At 65.1% G+C, this 22,656-nt stretch carries 18 protein-coding genes; 9 read left to right on the forward strand and 9 right to left on the reverse strand.

Annotation, left to right across the window (positions count from 1 at the left end):
• Positions 1–74: 74 nt before the first annotated feature.
• The 6 genes from ABFE16_08990 to ABFE16_09015 all read right to left on the reverse strand — a co-directional run bounded on the left by ABFE16_08990 (position 75) and on the right by ABFE16_09015 (position 11,616).
• A complete protein-coding gene (locus ABFE16_08990; protein ID MEN6345431.1) occupies positions 75–1,145 on the reverse strand; it encodes a histone deacetylase in 1,071 nt (356 codons plus the stop codon).
• A 21-nt stretch (positions 1,146–1,166) separates the two neighbouring features.
• Entirely contained in the window at positions 1,167–3,788 is a 2,622-nt protein-coding gene (locus ABFE16_08995) for a right-handed parallel beta-helix repeat-containing protein (protein ID MEN6345432.1), read from the reverse strand.
• A 94-nt stretch (positions 3,789–3,882) separates the two neighbouring features.
• Entirely contained in the window at positions 3,883–6,042 is a 2,160-nt protein-coding gene (locus ABFE16_09000) for a hypothetical protein (GenBank protein ID MEN6345433.1), read from the reverse strand.
• 212 nt (positions 6,043–6,254) lie between these two features.
• Complete coding sequence (locus ABFE16_09005) at positions 6,255–8,921, reverse strand: GreA/GreB family elongation factor (protein MEN6345434.1); 2,667 nt, start codon at positions 8,919–8,921, stop codon at positions 6,255–6,257.
• A gap of 72 nt (positions 8,922–8,993) precedes the next feature.
• On the reverse strand, positions 8,994–10,661 hold the full coding sequence (gene argS / locus ABFE16_09010; GenBank protein MEN6345435.1) for an arginine--tRNA ligase: 1,668 nt from the start codon (positions 10,659–10,661) through the stop codon (positions 8,994–8,996).
• A gap of 124 nt (positions 10,662–10,785) precedes the next feature.
• Positions 10,786–11,616, reverse strand: a complete 831-nt coding sequence (locus tag ABFE16_09015; protein ID MEN6345436.1) for a DUF1385 domain-containing protein — start codon at positions 11,614–11,616, stop codon at positions 10,786–10,788.
• A 175-nt stretch (positions 11,617–11,791) separates the two neighbouring features.
• Between ABFE16_09015 and rpmB the strand changes: the two genes are divergently transcribed.
• The 5 genes from rpmB (at position 11,792) to rpe (ending at position 16,440) form a co-directional block, all read left to right on the forward strand.
• Positions 11,792–11,983, forward strand: a complete 192-nt coding sequence (rpmB, locus tag ABFE16_09020) for a 50S ribosomal protein L28 (protein MEN6345437.1) — start codon at positions 11,792–11,794, stop codon at positions 11,981–11,983.
• 296 nt (positions 11,984–12,279) lie between these two features.
• The gene (locus ABFE16_09025) at positions 12,280–13,143 is read left to right on the forward strand and encodes a formate/nitrite transporter family protein (GenBank protein ID MEN6345438.1); all 864 of its coding nucleotides are present in this window, start codon (positions 12,280–12,282) and stop codon (positions 13,141–13,143) included.
• A 39-nt stretch (positions 13,144–13,182) separates the two neighbouring features.
• Positions 13,183–14,520 carry a tRNA (N(6)-L-threonylcarbamoyladenosine(37)-C(2))-methylthiotransferase MtaB gene (gene mtaB, locus ABFE16_09030; protein ID MEN6345439.1) on the forward strand — a complete coding sequence of 446 codons (1,338 nt, stop codon included), beginning with the start codon at positions 13,183–13,185 and terminating at the stop codon, positions 14,518–14,520.
• Positions 14,521–14,597: 77 nt separating this feature from the next.
• On the forward strand, positions 14,598–15,728 hold the full coding sequence (locus tag ABFE16_09035) for a glycosyltransferase family 4 protein (GenBank protein ID MEN6345440.1): 1,131 nt from the start codon (positions 14,598–14,600) through the stop codon (positions 15,726–15,728).
• A gap of 37 nt (positions 15,729–15,765) precedes the next feature.
• A complete protein-coding gene (gene rpe / locus ABFE16_09040; GenBank protein ID MEN6345441.1) occupies positions 15,766–16,440 on the forward strand; it encodes a ribulose-phosphate 3-epimerase in 675 nt (224 codons plus the stop codon).
• Between the two features lie 39 nt (positions 16,441–16,479).
• On the opposite strand, the gene ABFE16_09045 is transcribed toward rpe, so the two are convergent.
• The 3 genes from ABFE16_09045 to ABFE16_09055 all read right to left on the reverse strand — a co-directional run bounded on the left by ABFE16_09045 (position 16,480) and on the right by ABFE16_09055 (position 19,380).
• Complete coding sequence (locus tag ABFE16_09045; GenBank protein MEN6345442.1) at positions 16,480–17,208, reverse strand: rhomboid family intramembrane serine protease; 729 nt, start codon at positions 17,206–17,208, stop codon at positions 16,480–16,482.
• Positions 17,209–17,332: 124 nt separating this feature from the next.
• On the reverse strand, positions 17,333–18,967 hold the full coding sequence (gene groL / locus ABFE16_09050) for a chaperonin GroEL (GenBank protein ID MEN6345443.1): 1,635 nt from the start codon (positions 18,965–18,967) through the stop codon (positions 17,333–17,335).
• A gap of 113 nt (positions 18,968–19,080) precedes the next feature.
• The gene (locus ABFE16_09055) at positions 19,081–19,380 is read right to left on the reverse strand and encodes a co-chaperone GroES (GenBank protein ID MEN6345444.1); all 300 of its coding nucleotides are present in this window, start codon (positions 19,378–19,380) and stop codon (positions 19,081–19,083) included.
• A 233-nt stretch (positions 19,381–19,613) separates the two neighbouring features.
• Here ABFE16_09055 and dut point away from each other — a divergent pair, with 233 nt between their 5' ends.
• The 4 genes from dut (at position 19,614) to ABFE16_09075 (ending at position 22,653) form a co-directional block, all read left to right on the forward strand.
• Positions 19,614–20,072 carry a dUTP diphosphatase gene (gene dut, locus ABFE16_09060; GenBank protein ID MEN6345445.1) on the forward strand — a complete coding sequence of 153 codons (459 nt, stop codon included), beginning with the start codon at positions 19,614–19,616 and terminating at the stop codon, positions 20,070–20,072.
• Between the two features lie 54 nt (positions 20,073–20,126).
• Positions 20,127–20,357, forward strand: coding sequence for a DUF1858 domain-containing protein (locus ABFE16_09065; protein ID MEN6345446.1), 231 nt, complete (start codon positions 20,127–20,129; stop codon positions 20,355–20,357).
• A complete protein-coding gene (locus ABFE16_09070) occupies positions 20,354–21,025 on the forward strand; it encodes a TlpA disulfide reductase family protein (protein MEN6345447.1) in 672 nt (223 codons plus the stop codon). The genes ABFE16_09065 and ABFE16_09070 overlap by 4 nt, the downstream gene beginning before the upstream one ends.
• Before the next feature lie 107 nt (positions 21,026–21,132).
• The gene (locus ABFE16_09075) at positions 21,133–22,653 is read left to right on the forward strand and encodes a 4Fe-4S binding protein (protein ID MEN6345448.1); all 1,521 of its coding nucleotides are present in this window, start codon (positions 21,133–21,135) and stop codon (positions 22,651–22,653) included.
• Positions 22,654–22,656 lie beyond the last annotated feature (3 nt).

A 22,656-nucleotide genomic window follows, 5' to 3' on the forward strand; every position in this document is an offset into this window, starting at 1 on the left:
AGTCTCCTTCTGCAAGGGGCCCCGAGAGGTCTCGGAGCCCCAGATCATGGCAGTGCTGTGTGCGGCAAGGAAGGCTAGGCCGTCCCTAACCCCAGGCGTGTTCGGTGAGTCTCCACCACATGCTCAAGGGACTGGTCGATGGTCTCGCGCTGGTCCGGGTGAAGCTGCGGCGCCTGGTCGTCCGTCTCGCTGGGCGGTTCGCCCGCCATCGCTCGCAAGGTGTTCTCGATGCCCTGGCTGAGAGCGTCGTCGTGGTAGCCGCCCTCCAGGACGACCACCATGCGTCCCTCACAATGCTTCGCGGCGGCAGCGGCCAGCAGCGACGTCATCTGGTGGTAGGCACGCACCGTCAGGTTCGAGTAGGACAGGTGGTCGAGGTGGTGAGCGTCGTAGCCTGCGCTGACCAGCAAGAGCTGGGGCTTATACTCATCCAGCGCCGGGATAGCGACCTGCTCCAGGGCCCCGACATAATGCTCGTCCGTCGCACCGGGCAGAAGCGGTACGTTGATGGTGTACCCCGCACCCTCCTCGACCCCGACTTCATCCAGGGAGCCGGTGCCAGGGTAGCGCCCGGACTCGTGCAAGGAGATGTAGAGCACATCGCGGCGGTCGTAGAACATCTCCTGCACCCCGTTGCCGTGGTGCACGTCGAAGTCTACGATCGCGACTCGACTCAAGCCCTCGCGAAGTGCTTTCTCGGCTGCGAGGGCCGCGTTGTTAAAGAAGCAGAAGCCCATCGGCCTCTCGGCCAGGGCGTGGTGCCCCGGTGGACGCACCAGGCAGAAGCTCTGCCTGGGCGAGGCGTCGTCCTTGGCCCCGGTCGACTTCAGGGCTGCGACGACGGCCGCCATGCAACCTCCGACGGCCATGGTTGCCGCCTCAAAGGTGTGCTCGGTTGCCACGGTATCCGGCACGTAGGAGCCGCCGCCGGAGGCGCAGTGTTCCTGCAAGTCCTCCACATAGAAGGGCTGGTGCAGCCAGGATAGCTGGCCCACGGTGGCCGCCTCGAAGGGCAGGCGCGTCAGACGATCCAGCCAGCCGGTCGCCCCCAGGTGCTCAAGGGTGACCTCGAGTCGCCTGGGATTCTCCGGGTGCCAGGGCACTCCGTGGGCAAGGAAGATGTCGTCGTAGACAAACCCGATCATGACTGTGTGGGCCGACAGATCTTACTGCCGGTCTTCCACCTCCAGCTTGAGATCATCCAGGTAGAACACGGTTGTCTCGGTGGCCTCGCTGACAAACCCGAGCCAATCAAGCCACCGAAACTGCGCTGTGCCCAGAGGCAGCTTCTCGAAGGTCTGCGGAGCCTGGCCCGGGACTGTGACGGTCACCTGGTAGTCGCCGGTGCAGTCCTTGCCCAGGCCGCAGGTCACCTGCAGCTTGATCCACTGCCCGAGGGGAAGGGTGGTGAGAACCTTGTTACCGGCCCGCAGCTCACCGTTCTTGTCAATCCGCAAGGAGGGGCCGACGCGGTAGGGGCTAGCGGCATCGCGCCACTCCTGCCAGAGGATGGCGCCCTTCTCCCTCCGCACACTGAACTCGAGGCGCGCGATTCCCTTGTGCTGTTTCGGTGAGTATACCATGTGGGGCTGCCAGTTGTAGGCCAGTCCCGGCGCATCAGTGAACTTGAGGCTGTGCTTGCCGCTCGCGGCGGTCTCGTCGCTGACGCGGATTGAGGCGCCCTTGGTCTCCCCGGAGACCTTGGCCACCGCAGGCGGCTGCCCGACGGCGGTGCCCTCGAAGTCGTCCGCGACCTTCTGCGGCTCCGCCTGGGGGATGACGACCGGCTTGCGGACGATCTTCTTTGGTGCGTCGACCCACTCCGGCGAGCCGTAGAGGCCGGCGGTGCTGATATCGAAAGGCTTGAAGCCGAGCTTGAGCGCCGGTGATCCCTCACGGAGGCGGAAGTCATACTTGGTCGGGTCCACGCAGAGCGGGTCGGCGACGACCGAGCCTTCGTCCTTGCCCAGAGCCTGCCATTCCTTCAGCGTGTGACCGTAGAAGTCCGGCTCGTTGCCCTCGTAGTCCCAGTAGAGGTTGTTGCGCAAGGTGAAGTTGGGCTTCTCGAGCCTGCCGCCCAGGGGGATGCCGTTGTTGGTGAGCACCAAATTCTGCTCGAAGGTCAGCGAGTTCGGGAGGTCGCTGCGCGAGCTCTTGATGTTGTCCTCCATCGCGAAGGCGAAGACGTTGTTGCGGATCAGGTTGCGCTGCCCGTAGTGCTGATGGAAGCCGCCACTGCGGGTGTTGTACACCACGTTGTTCTCCAGCAGGATGTCCGAGGAGCCCTCATCGGTGTACAGGCCCCAGCCGCCGTAGCTGTAGGAGTAGCAATCGTGCACGAGGTTGAAGCGCTCCACCGTGCCGGGTGAGACCCCCAGGGAGTAGATGCCGCCCAGGTCGCTGAGCACGGCCTTGCCCACGTCATGGATGTGGTTGTACTCGAAGAGGTTGTTGTTGGCCGAGCTTGCGGCGTAGCCCCAGCTCCAGCCCACTGAGCAACCGGAGTAGTTGAAGTCGCAGATCTCGTTGTGCGAGGCGGTGTTGTAGCTGCTCCGGCCGATCCAGACACCGATCCCGGCACGGAAGACGTTTCCGCCGTCGTGGAGGAAGCAGTTGTCAACCACGTTGTGGTCGGTCTGGCGCTCGGGCTCGGGCCACAGGTTCGTCTCGCCCACTCGCACGCCGCCGCCACCCATATCGTGAAGGTGGCAGTGGACGATCTTGTTGTTCTTGCAGCCCTCGCCGAGGATCACCGCGTACTCGCCGACGTGGGCGATCTCGCAATCGTCGAGAAGGCAGTTGCGAGCGCCGGTGGCGACGACGGCAGCACTGAGATGAATCGCGGCCTGGCCGTCTGCGGGTCTGTTGCGGTCGTGCAGCCAGTCGGCATGCTGGAAGGAGAGCCCGCGGAGAGTGAGGTTCTCGACCGGCAGGCCGGCGTAGGCGTCACCGACGATCTCGACCAGATGCTGGAGCCGAGGAGCCATGACCTCGATCTTGGTCATGTCCTCGCCGGGCAGGGGCCAGTAGTACAGCCGTCCCTCGGCGCGATCCAGGTACCACTCACCCGGTGAGTCCAGCGCCTCGAAGTAGTTCTCCAGGTGATAGCGCTGGTTCGCCTCCCACCAACCCACCGGCCAACCGCAGGGCGCCGTAAAGCGTACCGTGTGCTCCTTCTCGTCGAGCTCCTTGATCCACTGCAGCGAGGCCGTCCAGGCGTGGTACAAGAAGATGGTGACGTCGTCTGGGTTCTTCCAGGCAGCCAGGTCGCCCGGGGTGTAGCGGAAGCCCTGCTTGGTGGCCGGATTGCGCCGTGCCGCCTCGCGGTCGCCGAGAGGCACCAGTGTCCCGGCGATGCGCAGGTAGCCCTCGTTGGGAGTCCGAGCCCGGATGCGCCGCTCACCCTTGACGAAGAGCTGGTTGAAGTACCACTCGCCGGCCTTCACCTCGGAAATATCGGCGACCCACAACTCCCCGTCTCCCTTGTGCCAGCCGGTGACGAGCTGCCCGCCGGTGAACACCGGCCGCTCGCCGGGGAAGGCCTCGTAGGTGACCGGCGCCTCGGGTGTTCCGCCATCAAGGGAGGTGAAGCGCAAGGGTCTCGTGAGGCTGTAGCGTCCGCCGCGGATCTGAACGGTCACCGGCTGCTTGCGCTCGACGGCCTGGCGCACGGCCTTCTGAGCTGCGGTGATCGTGGCGAAGGGACCGTCGGTGCCCGCTGCGTTCGGAGCAGCGAGCGTACCCGACCAGGTGTCCCTTCCGGTCGTGGCAACGTAGAACGTGGTCATTGCACCCTCCGCGCAGCAAGAGGATATCGCACCGAGAAGACACAGCAGGCTCAGGGCCCGGCAGAGGACAAGCACCATCGTCCTGGCTCCAATCTTACCGGAGGGGCGATACCACGAAGCTATCCCCATCCCGGTATTCGAGGCGGAAGTGGCGCGTATCAAGCAGCAGTCGCTTCGCTTCCGCGTGGGCACTCAGTTCGTCTCCCGAGGTCCACAGGACATAGTCTACATGCATACGCGAGAAGGCCCGGGCTGACTCCTCTGCCGACTTCGCGCTGAAGGCCGCTGCGAGTTTGCGGGCGATCATGGTCCGCGTGGGCGGCAACTCGTACATGGCGATGTGTGAGCGGTCGCCCAGGAGTGCGCCTCGTCCTGTGAACTCCGGGAAGGACGGGAGCACAAAGTACCGGGCTGTGGGCATCCATGCCACCCGTGGTGAGGTGAAGGGATAGGCCTGCACCACCGACTGCGGCGGCGTGTGATCGCGCACCCAGGAGAACACGTGCACATCCTGCGCGTCGAAGTACACCGGCCGGGACATGCCTGCGACCTCGAACAGCACACTCCCGACGCCCACGACCGTCAGCACTCCCACCAGCACCCACATCGGCCAGCGCAGTCGAGCGCGGGTCAGGTACCGGCCCGCATAGACGCCCAGCACCAACCAGAGCAACCCACCGGCGCGAATCTGCAGGTCAAAGTTCTTGACGAACACAGCCACTAGCCCGGCCGACAAGAGCAGGCACAGAAGCGGCGCGGGCACCCAGCCGGCACGACGTCGCACCAACCCCAGGAATCCCAACAGACCTATCAGCCCCAATTGCAGGGGAACGGCCACCGCGCCTGCCACGCAATCGACGGTACTGGGCTCGCGCGTCACCCGGTCGGAGGTCCGCATGAAGTACCGAATCCGCTCCGATGAAGGAGCCGGAGTCGTGGCTTCCTTCAGCAACTCCTCGGCCACGGGAAGGCAGGGCAGCGCCACCTGGAGACTCCGGCGGTCGTTGCCGACCATCCGGCTAACCTCGAGCAGAATCCCCGAGGCCAGAAGCACCCCGAGCACAGCGATCAGGATCGGCCCGGCTACCGAAGCCGCCGTCTCCCGGCGCCAGATCAGCCAGGAGAGGAGTCGCCAAAGCTGCAGCAGTGCCAGCGCACCGAGCACCACCATGCCCAGGTAGATGCTGTTCACCACCACTCCGCCGACCAGGATCCCGCCCAGGGGCACCGCAAGCCATCCCAAGCCGCCCAAGGCCGAGGAGTTCTTCGGCGCTGAGGCTCCGGACCCCTGCAGGGCTTTCGTCTCACCCAGGCGGGCCAGGGTCGCCAGGGCAATCAGCGCTGCCATGTGGTGATGGGGCGACCAGTGCAGGTTGGAGAAGGCGAAGGGAAGCCTCGGCTGCAAGGTCCAGACACCGGCATGGCCCAGATTCCACCAGTAGGGGTCCAGGAGGTACCTGGTGGCCGCCAGCACGCCCACATCCAGGCCGCCGACCAGCACCGTCAAGGTCGCCGCACCGAGGGCTGCCGGGGCACTTCCGAAGAGCCGCCATACCAAGTGGAACACGAGCAGACAGGTAGCCACCGCCAGAAGCGCCGACAGCAGCGCAAGGGCTGCCTCGACACTCAGCGCGCCTCCAGACAGGCGCACCAGCGCTGCGGCCTCCAGGTAGTGACCGTAGTAGTAGGTGAGCGGCTTGTAGCACAGGAAGGGGTTGCGTGGCGGGACGCCGGTGTCGAGAAGCGCGTAGGTGACGGCTCGGTGCGCCGACCAATCGCCCGAGCAGGGAGAGTGGTTCACCAGCCCGGCGAGGTCACGTCCGCTGCCGGCCCAGGGCCACAGAACCAGGGCTGCGAACACTACGCAGACCGCCGCAAGGCCGAGCCTAACATACCAGGGCAAGCCGGGCACAGCACTCGCCTGCGTCGTGGGAGTCTGCCGCAGGAGGCTCAGCGCAATCAGCGCGACGCACACCAGTACCAACGCCGCGCCGACGACTGGAGCAGTGAGGAGACGACCGTAGCAGGCCCAGTAGAGGGTGAGGGGAGTGAGTGCCCCCGACCCGAGAAAGGCCAGCACCAGGCGCAAGTCTGGTTTTCGGGTCGGCCAAGTCTCGTCCAGAGCCTGCCACAGACACCAACCCGGGAGCAAGCACACGAGAGCGATCGCTCCGAGGACCCGTGCCGGACCCAGGGGAATCAGGCACAGCAGAGCGCTCCCTACCACGGAGCCGAGAAGGAAGGCAGGCGACATCGACAACTCCCGGAGGCCTTGCTGTATGGCGATCGGAGGGGACAGTCTCGGCACAGGGCCCCATGAAAGGTCATGGGGCCCTGAGGTTCTACTCTAGTATGCGACGACGAACGACACCTACCCACTTCCGCTGTCGGAAGGCCAAGCGGCACCTCACCCCCCAAGCCCCCTTGTATGATGGGCAAGGGAATGGGCAACAAACGACCGGTCCGCTACTGCGGCAGTCGCCGCTTGATCGACATGATCTCCAGCCGCTGCGGCACCGCGCCCTCAGCCTCGAAGTCGGCCACATCGCCCACGTGCTTGCCAATGATGGCCTGTCCCAGCGGCGCCAGGTAGTTGATGACACTCGCGTCCTGAACGCTGTCGCCCTGTCCCAGGAGCCAGAGGGTGCGCTCGACCCTGTCGGCCAGGCTTCGGATGACGACCTCGGTGCCGACGACGACGGTGTTGGGCGGGAAGTGCTGGTCCTCGATGACCCGCGCATGCTCCATCTGCGAAAGCAACTGGCGCAAGGTGGCATCGGCGATTCCCTGCCGCTCACGAGCTGCATGGTACTCGGCGTTCTCGGACAGGTCGCCGAGGCTGCGGGCAAGACCGATCTCGCGCGGGATGGCCACCGCGAGTTGGTGCTGCAGGTCCTTGATCTTCTCCGTGTTCTGGTCGAAGGTCACGCGCGACATGAACATGATCTTGGGGTCGAAGTGCAGCAGGACCGGGTCGCGCTCCGCCACTGCGTGCGCCTCGCGGATCTTCGCGACGGCCTCTCCATGGCCGCATTCGTTCAGCAGCAGAACCAGGGCGTCGAGGCCGGACTCACTTGCGCTCAACTCACGAGTGGCGCGACTGACGCGCTCTTCAGCTTCGTCATCCATCGGCGCCTCGCGGAGAAGCTTGCCCAGCTCCTCCTGCGGGTCGAGGAGCTCGAGGGCCGCCATTCGCAGCTTCTGGGGCGGATTGCCGCCCAGTACCCGGACAAGACCCTCGAGCATGTCCCAGGCCGAGAAGACCTCGCCGTTCAGAGCTCCGGCAAGACCCATGCGAACCAGGGCCAACTGGGTGTTCGGCAGTGGATAGCGAGAGACCAAGACCTCCTGCAGCCGCGAGGTGAACTCGTCGCCCAGGCGCTCGTGCAGGGCATTGAGTGCCGTGTCGCGGATGGCCGGGAAGCGCGAGGCCAGGGCCGAGAGCGCCGCCTCCTGCCACACATCGCTGCCGAGACCGAAGGCCAGGAGTTCCTTCTGCTGCTCCGCATTCACACCGGCTGCGACGCCGGGTTCGCGCTGCAGTCCGTGGCGTGCGATCTCCAGCCACTGGTCCTTGCGGTTGGGAAGCCAGCGCAGCAGCGTGGGAACGGCGGCCAGGGCGTCGCTTCGCGAATCAGCGTTCTGCACGCGATCAATCAGGTCATCGCAATACTGCCGGCGGACGCGATCCTCGAGTTCGGGATGCTGCTTGAGGAGGCGTTCGACAAGAGTGATGACGGCTCGCGGACCACTCTTGACCGGGAGCGCGGGCAGCTCCAGCTCTTCGTCCTCTGGGGCTACCCCGGGCAGCCGGTAGAACTGCCGGTAGGCCTGAGAGGTGTCCACGCGATCGTCCTTGGCCGCGGCGTCGCGGGCCTTCTTCCACCAACTCGTCCAGTCGCCGTCGGGCACTGTCGTCCCGGCCAGACACTCGCGCAGGTCACGCGCAGTGGCCTCGCCGCCGAGCTCAGTAAGGGCCCGGACCAGCAGGCTCGCGGGGTCATTGGCAATCTCGTTGGCAATGCCTTCGGGGTCGCGGAACCTCGCCACGCGGAGGCAGCCGTCGGGCAGGGGTCGCAGTGACCGCCGGGCAATCTCCAGGGCCATCCGGTGCCCCTGCTTCTCCTCGAAGTCGATGATCAGGAACTCCCCGTCGTGCGCGCTGATGCGGCCGACACCGAAGTTGTGATGCTGGACATAGGCCCCCGGTCGCAGGTCGTACATCTCGCGGAAACGTTCGAGGGCGTCCTCGAGCGGAATCTCCGGGTTGTCGAGGCCGCAGTCATGGATGAAGGCGGCCACTCCAGCGTCGCCGCCCTGGGACATCAGCAGCGCACGTCCGTAGGCGGGCCGGAGACGAGCCAGGTCCTTGTGCTTGAGGAGAATGGCCTCCAGGGACTTCGCCAGGTCACCCTCCAGGCCATGCGCTTCGAACTTGCTGCCGGCCAGTTCCAGCGTCGTGTGCATCAGATCGTCCAGGCCCGCGGTGGCCATCCGCGGGAGGATCTTCAAGAGGTCGCGGAAGACGCGCGGCGAGGTGCTGTCGAGGATTCGCAGCAGCGGCTCCTCCGCACGGTCACCCTCCTTCGCACGCACGAACTCGTTGAGCGCCTGGCAGGCGAAGGCCTCTTCCTGCTCCACGAGTCCCTCTTCTGCCGCGCGCTGAGCGTCCAGCCACAGCAGATCAGGCGCCTCGGGATTCAGTTGGTGGGCGAGCTCCAGGTCCTGCTCCATCTCGGTCTTGTCTTCGAGGTGGTCCCAGATCTCCAGGAGCAGACGGATGGTCTTGTGGTCGGGGCGCAGGGAGAGGGCATGGACCGCCAGATCGCGGGCACCGGTCCAATCCTCACGCTGACCAAGCTCGCGGGCCAGCTCATGGAAGCCCAGTCCGGCATCTTCGTCGTCGCCCGCTGCCTCGCGGGCGAGCGCCATGGCATACCGGGCCCGAAGGTTGCCGCCATAGTGGGTGAAGGCCGTCACGGCGACTTGCAGCAGCGCGTTGAGGGCCAACTCGTCATCCACGCCGCCAAAGATGGTCTCCAGGGCATCTCGTTGCTCGGGAGTAAGTGACCGCGCCGGCGCGGCCTCAAGGGAGAGAATCTGCTCTAGACGCTGCTTTAGCTCTGTGCTCATCCAGCAGGACCTTTCAGGTTTGTCAGGCGTCCCGAAGAGGCGACGTCCCGAGAATCGGCGGCCGGAACAAGGTTACATCCGCTCCGGAGCGGTGAGGCCCAGGAGGCTGAGGATATTGCGCAGAACGGTCCGTGCGGCGCGCACCAACTGCAAGCGCGCCTGCGACAACTCGGGCGCCTCGGCGTCAAGGACCCGACAACTACCATAGAACTGGTGGAAGGCCTGGGCAAGTTCCCGCGCGAAGTAGGTCAGACGGTGCGGCGCCCGGAGCCTGGCGGCCTCAATCAGCTCCGTGGGATACTCGGCGATCTTGCGCATCAAAGACTGTTCATCCGGATGGGTGAGCAGGGACAGATCGGCCTCCGCCTTCTCATCGGTGACGATGCCTCGCTCTCGACCTTCCCGGGCGATGCTGCAGATCCGCGCATGCGCGTACTGCACATAGTAGACCGGGTTCTCCTGGCTCTGCGTGCGTGCCAGGTCGAGATCGAAGTCCAGGTGTGCGTCGACGCTGCGCATGAGGAAGAAGAACCGCGTGGCGTCGCGCCCGATCTCCTCCACCAGGTCGCGAACGGAGACGATGGCGCCCTTGCGCTTGGACAGGCTCATCGGCTGGCCGCCCTCAAGGAAGCGCACCTGCTGGTAGATGATGATCTCGCAGGTCCCCCGGTTCAGGGCATCCACTGCCGCCTTAAGCCGCGGAACGTAGCCGGCATGGTCCGGGCCCCACACATAGATGAGGTGCTCGAAGCCGCGGTCGAACTTGTTCGCCGCGTAGGCCACGTCGGAGGCGATGTAAGTATACGCCCCATTGCTGCGCTGCACCACCCGGTCGCTGTCGTCGCCAAAGTCCTGGGTCTTGAGCCAGATGGCGCCGTCCTGCTCATAGGCTATGCCACGAGACACAAAGTCATCGACGGCGCGCTTCACAGCACCCTCGTCATGGAGGAGCTGCTCGCGGAACCAGACATCGAACTCGATGCCGACCGCCGCGCAGTCCTCGCGCAGGCCCTCCAGCATCGTGTCCTCAACCAGTCGGGCGAAGTGAAGGCCACCCTCTTCGTCGAAGGGTACCGAAAGGTGCTGGTCGCCGCACTGGTCCAGCAACTCCTGGGCAAGACCGAGGATGTACTCGCCCTGGTAGCCGTTCTCGGGCAGCGGCGTTTCCTCACCGAGCAGCGTGCGGTAGCGGGCCTGGATGGAGCTGCCGAAGAGCTTCAACTGGGTGTTGTCGGGGCCGTCGTTGACGTAGTACTCGCGGCTGACCGCGTAGCCCACGGCGTCCAGCAGTGAAGCCAGGGCATCGCCATAGGGGCCACCCCGGGCGTTGCCGATGTGAATCGGCCCGACCGGATTGGCGCTGACGAACTCGACCTGGATCCGCTTCCCCTGGCCGAAGTTGCTGCGACCGTACTGGTCACCTTCGGTGCAGCAGCGAGTGATGACCTCCTGCAGCCAGGTGGGGTTCAGGCGGAAGTTGATGAACCCCGGCCCGGCGATCTCGATAGCGGAAACCAGCGGACTCTCCGGGATCCTCGCCACGAGCTTGCCGGCCACCTCGCGGGGATTCAGCTTGGCCGTGCTGGCGATCATCATGGCGACGTTGGTCGAAAGGTCGCCATGCTCGGGTTTCCTGGGCGGGGTGACTTCGATGGTTGCCTCGAGGTCGGGAATCTCTCCGGCCTCGGCGGCGGCTCGAAGTCCGGCGCTGATTAGGTCCTGAACCTGCGTGCGAATCATGTACTGATGGCCTCTCTCGATGGGGTGCCGAGGTCACCTAGGCGACGTCGGCCATCCCCTCTCCATACCGGTAGTGGGAATAGCAAGGTACCGCAACTTCGCGGCTTGTCAAGTTCTTGTCGGCTTACCAGTCGAGCCAGCGGTAGAGTTGCTCGGCGACAGCGCTCATCAGATAGATGGCACAAGAGACGCCGGCGACCATCTGCGGCAGACCTCTGTGCAGCCATCTCCGCACCGGAGACAGGACGGGCGGCGGCCCGGCGAGCCACTGGGACATCAGCCTCTGTCCGGCGTCAATGCCACGAGCGAGTTGATGCTCTGTGGGCGGCTTGGTGGTGAAGGTGTTCTGGATGAAGAAGCCGACGTAGTGCCGCACACGCCAGCCCACAATCGCGAGCAAGACAGCAAGAGCGAGGGCCACTGGTGATCCCTCACTGACCAGCGGAGCGCCGACCAGCAGGATGGGCAGAATGCCGGAGAGCAGGTTGCTGCCGCAGCGTCGATGTGCGCGGGGCATCTGCTCGACGAAGGGCTCCCAGCCGAGGACGCCGTAGTGCTCGATAGCGTGAACCGTCATGTGCTCAGCAGAATGGTAACCGGCGAGGGGTGTGGCTCGCAGGACCAGCAGGAAGACCAGGAAGGTGAGCAGGTTGATGAGGATGTGGGCGATCGCAGACAGCGTCGGGTCGGCCGGTCCCCCGATCTGCAGCAGTACCGCGGGCAAAGACAAGTGCAGGTATTGGTCGGCGAGCCAGGCCAGGACATAGGTGGGGACCGCAGCCAGGATACCGATACTGACGATTGAGAAACCCGTCAGGAAGAGGCTGAGGAGGCCGGCGGTCGAGGCGGTGCCGGTGGACAGGAAGACGCCGTGCGGCATGGCTGTGCCCGAGATGCGAGGGACCGGCATCACCGGGCCGGCCTCGAAGGCATGGAACTGGGGGTACTCAGACATCGGCTCTTGGTCAGGAATGCTCGTTCACTCCGTAGTCTTCCTCGTCCGTCTGGGTGCAGTCACAACCCCGGCAGCACCTGACCGACCTTGCATGCTCGGCCAACTTATGCTATGATCCGCCTTCGCTATTTGTAGCGCGCCACGAGGCGCAGTTTCTGGAAGGGATAGGTTCGCCGTGGCTAAGGTCTGTCAAGTGTGCGGAAAGCGCCCGTCCACCGGGTGCAACGTCAGCAACTCAATGCGCCACACGAAGCGCCGCTGGATGCCGAACCTGCAGCGCGTGCATGTCTCGACGCCTCAGGGCAACGCTCATATGCGCGTGTGTACCGCGTGCATCAAGGCCGGCAAGGTACAGAAGGCCGGGTAGATCTCTCGACCCCACCAGGGGCCGACTACCCTGAAGTTGAGAAGGCGGCCGGAGCTTGTCCCCGGCCGCCTTGTGTTACGAGGCGCTTGCGAACGGCCGCGATTATAGCACAAGCCGCGAGGCCACGACAACAGAACGGGACTTGACCCACGGGCTGCCAGACACGGATTCATGCCTCAGGAAGCCGACTGTCGCACCCGCTCGCGTTCTCGTCTGTGCAGTTCGGTCGCCTTCTTCCTGAGCCCTGAAGCCGCTCCCAGGCCCCGGTCGCTCCCGATCCTTGCGAGTGACCCCTCATGTCTGTGGAAGCGCCGCGAGAGACGCCGCCACCCAGGTTCTGTGCCGGGCCGGAGATGGCCCAGCGTGCCCTGGACAGCGGCCAGACCAAGGCCGGGCTCCCCTTCCTCCCCACTCTCGTCCTCGCCCTCCTTGCCGGAATCTACATTGGCCTTGGGGCCAACTTCTACGAGATCGCCAAGACCGGCAACCAACTCGGTTTCGGCGTCCAACAGGTTCTGGGCGGTCTCTGCTTCTCGCTGGGTCTGATTCTCGTCGGCATCGGCGGCGCGGAGCTGTTCACCGGCAACTCCCTGATCGTCATGGCCTGGTTCAGTGGTCGCGTGAGCGGCACGGCCTTGGTTCGCAACTGGGCGATCGTGTACCTGGGGAACCTGCTGGGGTCGCTGCTGCTCGTGGCCCTGGTGGTGGCCTCAGAGCAGTACAGCCTCGCCGACAACGCCGTCGGCATGACTGCCGTCAAGCTGGCGGCCGCCAAGTGCCAGCTACCCTTCACCGTGGTCCTGGCCCGCGGGATCCTGTGCAATGCGCTGGTGTGCCTGGCCGTGTGGCTGTGCTACAGCGCTTGCAGCACCACGGACAAGGTCATGGCGATCCTCTTCCCGATCACCGGCTTCGTCGCCTGTGGGTTCGAGCACTGCGTCGCCAACATGTACTTCATCCCGCTGGGCATGGTCCTCAAGAGCCTGGTCCCCGGTGTGGACCTCGCCACTTCCTCTTCCCTGACGCTGCGGGCCTTCCTGGTGGGCAACCTCCTGCCCGCGACCCTGGGCAACATCCTTGGTGGCGCCCTGATGGTCGGCGGTGTATACTGGGTTGCCTACATACTCCCGGCGGTTCGACGCAGCACCCCGCCGGAATAAGGCCCGTGCATCCACCCATCACCCATTCCGACTGCCTCCATGTCTCCTAACCCTCCCACAGCCGCCATCAAAACACTCGGCTGCAAGCTGAATCAGTTCGAGAGCCAGCAGATCCGCGAGCAACTCGCGCGGCTGGGCTTCTCCTCTGTGCCCTTCGAGTCGGTGGCGGACGTGTACATCATCAATAGCTGCACCGTGACCGCGCGGACCGACCGCGACTGCCGCCGGCTGATCCGCCACGCCCACAGACTCAACCCCGAGGCCTTCATCGCCGTGACCGGCTGCTATGCCCAGGTCCATCGCGAGGAACTGGAGGCGATCCCGGAGGCCGACCTGGTGGTCGGCAACGACGGCAAGGCCTCGCTCGGGCACAGAATCGCTGAGAGGATTTCGCCGGGGCTTCTCGGCTCTCAGGCAAGCGCAGTCACTGCGCTCCCGGCCGACCATCACTCCTACGCTGACGGCGAGATGCTGGAAGGCTTCGCCGAGCACTCCCGGGCCTTCGTCAAGGTGCAGGAGGGCTGCGATGCGCACTGCGCCTACTGCATCATCCCGCAGGCACGAGGGACCAGTCGCAGCGTGCCACCAGAGGAAGTACTGGCCCAGGCGCAGCGGCTGATCGAGGCCGGCTTTCCCGAGTTGGTGCTGATTGGCATCCATCTGGGCAAGTATGGCCTCGACCTGGAGGGTGCACCGGACCTCACAGGGCTGCTCCAGGCGCTGGTTGAGCTGCCCGGACTGGGACGGATTCGCCTCAGCTCGATCGAGCCTCGCGAAGTCGGGCCGGAACTGATCGAGCTCGTCACCGGGCATCCGCGTCTCTGCCGTCACCTGCACATTCCACTGCAGAGCGGCTGCGATGCAGTCCTTCGGCGGATGGGCCGGCCCTATGACACCGCCTTCTACGCGGACCTGCTGACGCGGATCCATGAAGCCGAGCCCGCGACCTGTCTGGGGGCCGACGTGATGGTGGGCTTCCCGGGAGAGACCGACGAGGAGTTCGAGACGACCTTCCGGCTGGTCGAGGCGCTGCCGCTGAACCATCTACACGTGTTCACTTACTCCGTGCGTCCCGGCACCCGGGCTGCCGACATGCCCAATCAGGTTCCGCACGAGGTCAAGATCGCCCGCAACCACCGGCTCCGTGACCTGTCTGTGAGCAAGCGCGAGGAGTTCGCAGGCCGGGTAGCCGGACAGACGGTCTCGGTGGTGCTGGAGCACCCGGCGGCAGACCTGGACGGCGTCTTCGACGGGCTGAGCGACAACTACCTCCGCGTTCTGGTGCCTGCTGAGGAGCGCCTTCGGGGTCGGCTGGTGCGAGTGCGGACCCACAGCGCGACGGGAGATGTCTTGCGCGGAGAGCTGGAGCGAGGTTAAGCTTGACCAGATTAGGCACGGCAAGCTTGCGGTGCCGTGGTACAATAGCGCGAGTACCGGTCTTCGAGTACGCAGACATGCCACAGTCCAAGCGCCCACTAACCGTTCTCCAGATCATCGCCCCTCATCGCTATTCGGGGGCTGAACGCATTGCCACGTACCTGTCCGCCGAACTGCAGGAACGCGGGCATCGCGTCGTCTTTGCGTGCAAGTACCAGGAGGAGTTCCTCGAGGAGCTGGGTAAGCGCGACCTGGCGTGTCTTAGCACCAGCGTCTCGGGGAAGGTGAACCCGGCGGCCCTGCTGCGGGTGATGGCCCTGTGCCGTCGGGTCCGGCCCGATGTGATCCATACTCACCTGTCCACGGGCGCCTGGTGGGGAAGCTTCGCGGGGCGTCTGCTGGGCATCCCGGTTCTGGCCCACGTCCATGCGCTGAACACGAAGACCTGCTTTGTCTACGCCGACCGGATCGCGGCCTGCTCGCAGGGCGTCAAGGACCATCTGGTGGTGCAGGGCGTTCCGCCGGACCGGATCCACGTGATCTACAACGGTATCGACCTGCCGCAGGCCGGGAGCCTACGCCCGCTTCCCGAGGTCCGCCATGACCTGGGTCTCACCAACGGTGAACCCGTGGTCGGCGTGGCGGCTCACCTCTCGCCGAAGAAGGGCCAGCGCTACCTGATCGAGGCGACGGCACTGCTTCGGTCCCGCCGTCCGAATCTGCGGTGCTATCTTGTCGGGGAGGGCGACCAGCGCGAGGAACTCGAGGCCCTGGCGGCCGAGAAGGGCGTCACGGACCAGGTGCGGTTCATGGGCTACCGGCCCGACGCTGTCGACCTGATGCAGGCGATGGACATCATCGTGCTGCCCTCGGTGGCCAAGGAGGGGCTGGGAGTGTGCCTGGTGGAGGCCGGTGCCCTGGGTAAGCCGGTGGTGGGAAGCGCGATTCCCGGCATCGACGAGGTCATTGCGCAGGGCGAGAACGGTCTGCTTGTCCCGCCGGGTGATCCCGTCGCACTCGCGGGAGCCCTTGACCGCCTGGTGGGAGATGCGCATTTGCGACAGCAGATGGGACGCGCCGGGCAGGAGCGTGTGGCGCGGATGTTCACCCTGGACCGCATGGCCGATGAGACCGAAGCGCTGTATTACGAGATGGTAGCCGCCGGCAGTCAGGCCCGTACCCGCCGTCCCCTCGCTCGCATCGTCTAGGGCCACGCCGGTCGGCTTTTGCAGAGGAGTTGCGCCTGTGCTTCAGATTGCCCCTTCCATGCTGTGCAGTGACCTCTCACGCCTGGGCGAAGAGGTGAAGGCCGTTGCCGATTCCGGCGCGGACTGGTTCCACTTCGACATCATGGACGGGCACTTCGTCGAGAACCTCACCTTCGGCCCGGTGCTGCTCAAGGCCGCGCGACCCCTCACGGACCTACCCTTCGACGTGCACCTGATGATCACCAATCCCGACGCCCAGATCGAGAGCTATGCCGAGGCAGGCGCCGATCATATCCTCGTCCAGCGCGAGGTGGAGGACCGGCCGGTCCGGCTGCTGAACCGCATCCGCGCTCTTGGCAAGAAGGCCGGGATTGTCTACAACCCCGCCACGCCGGTGATGGGCATTGAGGCACTCCTGGAGGCTGCGGACCAGGTGCTGATCATGAGTGTGGAGCCAGGGGCCGCCGGACAGGCCTTCATGCCGATCGCCTTGCGCAAGATCACCCACGTACGCAAGCTCATCGACCAGCACGGTCTGCCGACACTCGTCTCAGTGGATGGCGGAGTAAACGACGTGACCGGCCTTGATGTGCTGCAGGCCGGCGCTCATGCCGTGGTCACCGGCTCGTGGTACTTCAACCACCCTCAGGGCTACCAGGGCGCCGTCGCCGAGCTGCGGGAGATGGACCACGTCCGCGGCAACTACGCCTAGCCACTCCCGAGACCTGAGCCGGCCCTCACGGCGCGAGAGCTACAGATCGCGGACGTCCATGTTGATCACCCGCGGGTCGGGTGGTCTGCGACTGCGGTAGGAGATCAGCTTTCGCGCCCACCAGTACCCCATCGCAAAGCCCCCGATGTGAGCCCAGTAGGCAACTCCGCCGCCCAGCGGCCCTGCAAGGCTGCCGACCCCGTTGAAGAGCTGCAGGATGAACCAGAAGACGATGAACAGCGCTGAGGGGACGTTGATCACCGTGATGAAGATCACGAGGATGACCAGGGTGCGGATGGTCGACCCCGGACACAGCACCAGGTAGGCCCCCAGGACGCCGGCAATCGCCCCGCTGGCTCCCACAATTCCCTGCTCCAGCGCCTGCGGGCTGTGCATCAGCCCGAACACCGCTGAGAGGCTATGCACCAGCGTGGCCACAATTCCGCAGGCCAGGTAGAAGACCAGGTACTTGACGTGCCCCATCCGGTCCTCGACGTTATCCCCGAAGACCCACAGGAACAGCATGTTGCCGGCGATATGCAGGAAGCCGCCGTGGAGGAAGACGGAGGCGATCATCGACTGCAGAACCAGGACCGGCCCGATCTGGAAGAACTGGGCAGACAGCAGGTAGGCGGGTTTGAAGGCCCAGCGGTCAACAAACTGTGGCTGCAGGACCTCCAGCAGGAACACGCCGACGCAGGTGAGGATGATGCCGATGTTCACCACCGGCGTGCTGCGTGAGCGGAGATTGTCGGAGAGCGGAATCATGCCCCTGCTCCATCCGTGGGGGTAAAGGAACGGCAGGCCTCCAGGCCGTGACCGCGCGTAGAAACGCCGGTCGCATGCCCTTCAGCCTGCCGCTAGGGTCAGTCTGTGCGAGGGCTTGCGCCCGTTACATCATGCCGCCCATGCCGCCCATTCCACCCGGAGGTGCTGCGGGCATCGGCTGCTCTTCCTCGATGTCGGCTATGATGCTCTCGGTGGTGAGGATCATGCTGGCGATGCTGGCGGCGTTCTCCAGCGCGGAGCGGGTGACCTTGAGCGGATCGGTCACACCGGCCTTGAACATGTCCTCGTACTCGCCAGTGCGGGCATTGAAGCCGGTCTTCTGGCTCTTCTTGATGCAGCGCTCGACGATGACCATGCCCTCGTAGCCTGCGTTCTCGGCGATGAATCTCATGGGCTCGCCCAGGGCCTTGCGGACGATCTCGACACCAGTCTTCTCGTCCTCGTCGGCAGTCGGGAGGTCGTCTAGACACGGAGCGGCATGGAGCAGAGCGGCGCCGCCGCCGGCGATGATGCCCTCTTCGACAGCCGCGCGGGTAGCGGACAGCGCGTCCTCGAAGCGGTGCTTCTTCTCCTTGAGCTCGGTCTCGGTGGCCGCGCCGACTTCGATGACCGCTACGCCGCCGGACAGCTTGGCGAGGCGCTCTTCGAGCTTCTCACGGTCGTAGTCCGAGTCGGTCTCTTCGATGAGGCGGCGGATCTGCTCGATGCGACCCTTGATGGCCTCGGGGCTACCGGCACCCTCAACGATGGTGGTCTCGTCGGAGGAAACCGTCACACGCTTGGCCGAACCCAACTGGGCCAGCGAGATATTGTCGAGCTTAATGCCCAGGTCCTCGCTGATGAACTCGCCGCCGGTGAGGGTGGCAATGTCTTCGAGGATGGCCTTGCGGCGGTCGCCGAACCCGGGGGCCTTGACGGCCACGACGTTCAGAGCGCCACGCAGCTTGTTGACGACGAGGGTGGCCAGAGCCTCGGCCTCGACGTCCTCAGCCACGATCAGGAGGGATTTTCCCGACTGTACAACCTGCTCCAGCAGCGGAACGATCTCGGCAACGTTGCTGATCTTCTTCTGGTACAGCAGGATGTAGGGGTCCTCGAGGATGGCCTGCAGCGTCTCGCGCTCGGTCATCATGTACGGGGAGATGTAACCCTTGTCGAACTGCATGCCCTCGACGAGTTGCAGGCGCGTCTCGGTGGTCTTGGACTCCTCGACGGTGATGACGCCGTCCTTGCCGACCTCGCTCATGGCGTCGGCGACGATTGCGCCGATGGCATCGTCGTTACCGGCGATGGCGGCGACGTTGCGCATCTCTTCCGGCGTGTTGACCTCTTGGGCCATGCTGCGCATTCGTGCGACGGCAGCGGCGACGGCCTTATCCATACCACGCTTCAGGAAGATCGGGTTGCCGCCGGCGGCAACAGCCTTGAGGCCGTTGCGCAGCATCGACTGAGCCAGGACCGTCGCGGTGGTGGTGCCGTCACCGGCGACGTCGTTGGTCTGCGAGGCGACCTGCTTGAGTAGCTGGGCGCCCATGTTCTCAAAGCGGTTCTCCAGCTCGATCTCCTTGGCGACGGAGACGCCGTCCTTGGTGATCGTGGGGGAGCCGAACTTCTTCTGCAGCAGCACGTTCCGCCCTGCCGGGCCAAGCGTGACCTTTACAGCGTCGGCGACGAGGTTAGCCCCTCGTTCCAGCGCACGCCTTGCGTCCTCGTCATACAGAACCTCTTTGGCTGGCATATCCAGGTATTCTCCTTGTGTCTTGGCGGTCTTGGTTGGGAAGGGAGTCCAGCCCGGGCCAGAGCCCGTGCCCCGTGAGGCTCCCTCCAGCAAAGCCGGGCAGAAACAGCCGCTTACTCCGTTACGATGGCGTGGATGCCGCTGGTGTTGACGATCAGCAGCTTCTCGCCGTCCACGGTTACCTCGTTGCCCACGTACTTGGCGTACATGACGCAGTCGCCCACCTTAACATCGGGGGCCACCAGCGTCCCGTTGTCCAGCCGCCGACCCTCACCCACTGCAATGATGGTTCCGCGCTGCGGCTTCTCCTGGGCCGATTCGGGCAGATAGATGCCGCCGTTGGTCTGTGCAGCTTCTTTGTCAGGCCGGATCAGCACACGATCTCCGAGAACTCTGAGTGCCGTAGTCCGCACCTCCCTTCGGAATATGCATACCTAATGAAACAGATCTCAATTGGCTGGATTCGTAAAGGTCGCACGGCGCCGGCCATCCAGCGCAACACGGTGGCGGAACGCCCGCCACTCGGGCTTGCCATCATACAGCCTGCAGGCCCGTTGCGCAAGACTAGAGCCGTCCGCAATTGCCTGCCCTGAGGGCCTATGCTATAATCCTCCATGTGCCGAATCACGACCTGAGAAGCGACAATCTGAACCGCCAGGCGATCAAGCTGGACGTCGAGGTTCTGCCTCATGCGCAGGGACTGCCCCTGCCGCAGTATGAGACGGCAGCGGCAGCCGGAATGGACCTGCGAGCGGCTGTCGACGCCCCGGTGACTCTCGACCCCGGCAAGCGCTATGCCGTACCGACGGGCCTGAAGATCGCCCTGCCGGTGGGCTATGAGGCGCAGATCCGGGCTCGCAGTGGATTGGCGCTGCGCAAGGGTATCGCCCTGGTCAATGCCCCAGGCACCATCGACGCTGACTACCGTGGCGAGATCTGCGTGATTCTCATCAACCTGGGTGAAGAGCCCTTCACCATCAGCCGAGGCGACCGAATCGCCCAGATGGTCGTTGCGCCTGTCACACGCGTTGAGTGGGATCTCGTCGCAGCGGTTGACGACACCTCCCGCGGCGAGGGCGGATTCGGGCACACCGGCGTGCAGTGATGCCGTCCGGCGCCTTCAGAGCGTCAGACGTGCAGGAGGAGTGGTGAGTTGCCGATGGCAAAGATGATCACCAAAGAGATGACACTGGCCGAAGTCCTCGAGATCAGCCCCGCGGCGCTGCAGATTCTCCTCGACGAGGGCATGTCGTGCATGGGCTGCAGCGTGGCCCGAATGGAGACGCTCGCAGAGGGCGCGACGACCCATGGCCTGGATCCCGATGCCCTGGTGGCGCGTCTGAACGAGCAGATCCAGAGTGCCGCGGCAGCCAAGGGTGAAGCCTCATGAGAGCAATCTTGACCGTGAGTTTGCTGGCCCTGGTGGTTCTTGGGCTGGCTGGTTGCCCGATGCAGAAGCCGGACACGAGCGCTACCGAGAACTCTGCCTCTACGAGCGCTGAGGTCGCGCCTACCTTCTCCCAGGGCGTCCAGCAGACGGACGACTTCGCCCCCGACTTCACCTTGAAGGACACCGAAGGTCAGGACGTGACCAAGGCCGACTTCAGCGGCAAGGTCCTGATCCTCGACTTCTGGGCGACCTGGTGTCAGCCGTGCAAGAAGAAGCTCGCGGCCTACGGGCCGATCCTGAACAGGTACGCGGATCAGGGCGTGGAGCTGCTGGCTGTGTCCCTCGATTCCGGCCCCGAAGTGGCGGCCGGCTGGGCCAAGCAGAACAACTTCCCCTACCAGATCGCCATGTTCAGCGAGCAGATGCAGAAGGACTACTTCCCGGAGGCGACGGGATCGCTGGCCATTCCGCAGGTGCGGATCATCGACCGCGACGGGAACCTGCGGTTCAAGCTCGACTCCAAGAGCACGCCGGAGGACCTGGAACTGGCCTTGAAGGAACTGGTGGGCGAGAAGGTCGGCGGCGACCAGACTCTCGACCGTGGTGCGGTTGAGAACAGCCCGGAGCCGGCCGACGAGTCGACCTCTACTGTCCCGATGGGTGGGTGAACAGCCCGCCTCCCACGCTCCACCAGGTAGGTGGACACGGACGCAGAGCAATCCGGAAGGCCGGGGCACGATCCCCGGCCTTCTTCATACGACACCGCAGGTGCGATATGCGAAACCCGCTCAAGGTCCTTCGCCGCACGGTCCAGGTGCTCGCACTCCTCGCTTTCCTCTTCCTGTTCTGGCAGACCCGTTGGCACGGCCAGGGCACCGGCTCTCCCCCACCCTTGTTCCTGCGACTTGGTCCGCTGACTGCCCTGACGGCCTGGCTGGCTCCGACGCCGACCTGGCTGCCGCTCTTTGTGCCCGCAGCAATCACCCTCCTGGTCACCGTGCTGCTGGGACGCGTGTTCTGCGGCTGGATCTGCCCGCTGGGGACCACCCTCGACCTCAGCGACCACCTGCTGTGGCGCAAGCGCAGTCCACGCCCGGAGCTGAATCGGCCCACCTGGAAGTACTACCTGCTGGCGGCAGTCCTGGCTTCCGCCGTCTTCGGTGCGCAGCTTGGCTGGCTGCTCGACCCGATCCCCTTGCTCACTCGTACCCTCACGGTGGTTGCCTACCCGCTGGCCGTCGCCGCCTACAACCTGGGCGTGACCGTCGGCCACCCGGTGTTGCAGGCCGTCGGCCTGTCCGCCTATCCGACCGACCGCGAGCCGGTCTTCGCGCTGAACCTCTTGGTCCTGGCGGTCTTCGTGGTAATCCTGGGCCTGGGAGCTTTGAGTCGCCGCTACTGGTGCCGGTCGCTTTGCCCCCTGGGAGCGCTGCTGGCCCTGGTGGGACGCTTCAGCTTCCTGGGCCGCAAGGTTGACGGGTGCGTGAGCTGCAAGCGCTGTCAGGGCGAGTGCAAGATGGGCGCGATTCCTGCCCCGGGGGAGCCCTGCGAGGACTACCGGCGCACCGTCGCCGCCGAGTGTGTACAATGCTTCGACTGCCTGGTGTGCCCTCAAGAGGGCATCAGTGGCCTCGGCTTCAGCACCCGCAGCGGTGATGTGGACGAGAAGACCCACCTGAGCAAGCGGCGCTTCGTGGGAGCTCTCGGCCTGGGACTGCTCTACGGGGCCACGGCTGCCACCGGGGCTGGACGTCATGCCACTCACAGCCGCCTGCTGCGTCCACCGGGCGCCATCCTGCGCACTCCCTCGGGCCCGCGGAACATGTCGGAGAGCGAGTTCCGGAGCCTGTGCGTGCGTTGTGGCAACTGCATGAAGGCCTGCGTGACCGGCGGGCTGCAGCCGGCGGTCGTGGAAGCGGGCTTCGACGGGCTGTTCACGCCGATCCTCATACCGAAGCTGGGGCCTTGTGAGCAGAACTGCACGGCCTGCGGTCAGGTCTGCCCTACGGGAGCGCTGGGGCAGTTCCGCGTGGAGGAGAAGAAGCAGATCCAGATCGGACTGGCGACCATCCACACCGACAAGTGCCTCTGCTGGCGGAAGGGCGACCTGTACAAGCTCTGCCTGGTCTGCGACGAGCAGTGCTCCTATGACGCGGTGAAAGTGATCGAGTACGAGGGGCAGAAGCGTCCGGTGGTGGATGCGGACAAGTGCGTGGGCTGCGGGGTCTGCGAGAACAAGTGCCCCAGCAAGCCCGAGGCAGCGATCGTAGTCTACCGCCGCGACACGCGGGTGTAAGGA

It is taken from the genome of Armatimonadia bacterium (assembly GCA_039679385.1).
Taxonomy (GTDB): Bacteria; Armatimonadota; Zipacnadia; order Zipacnadales; family JABUFB01; genus JAJFTQ01.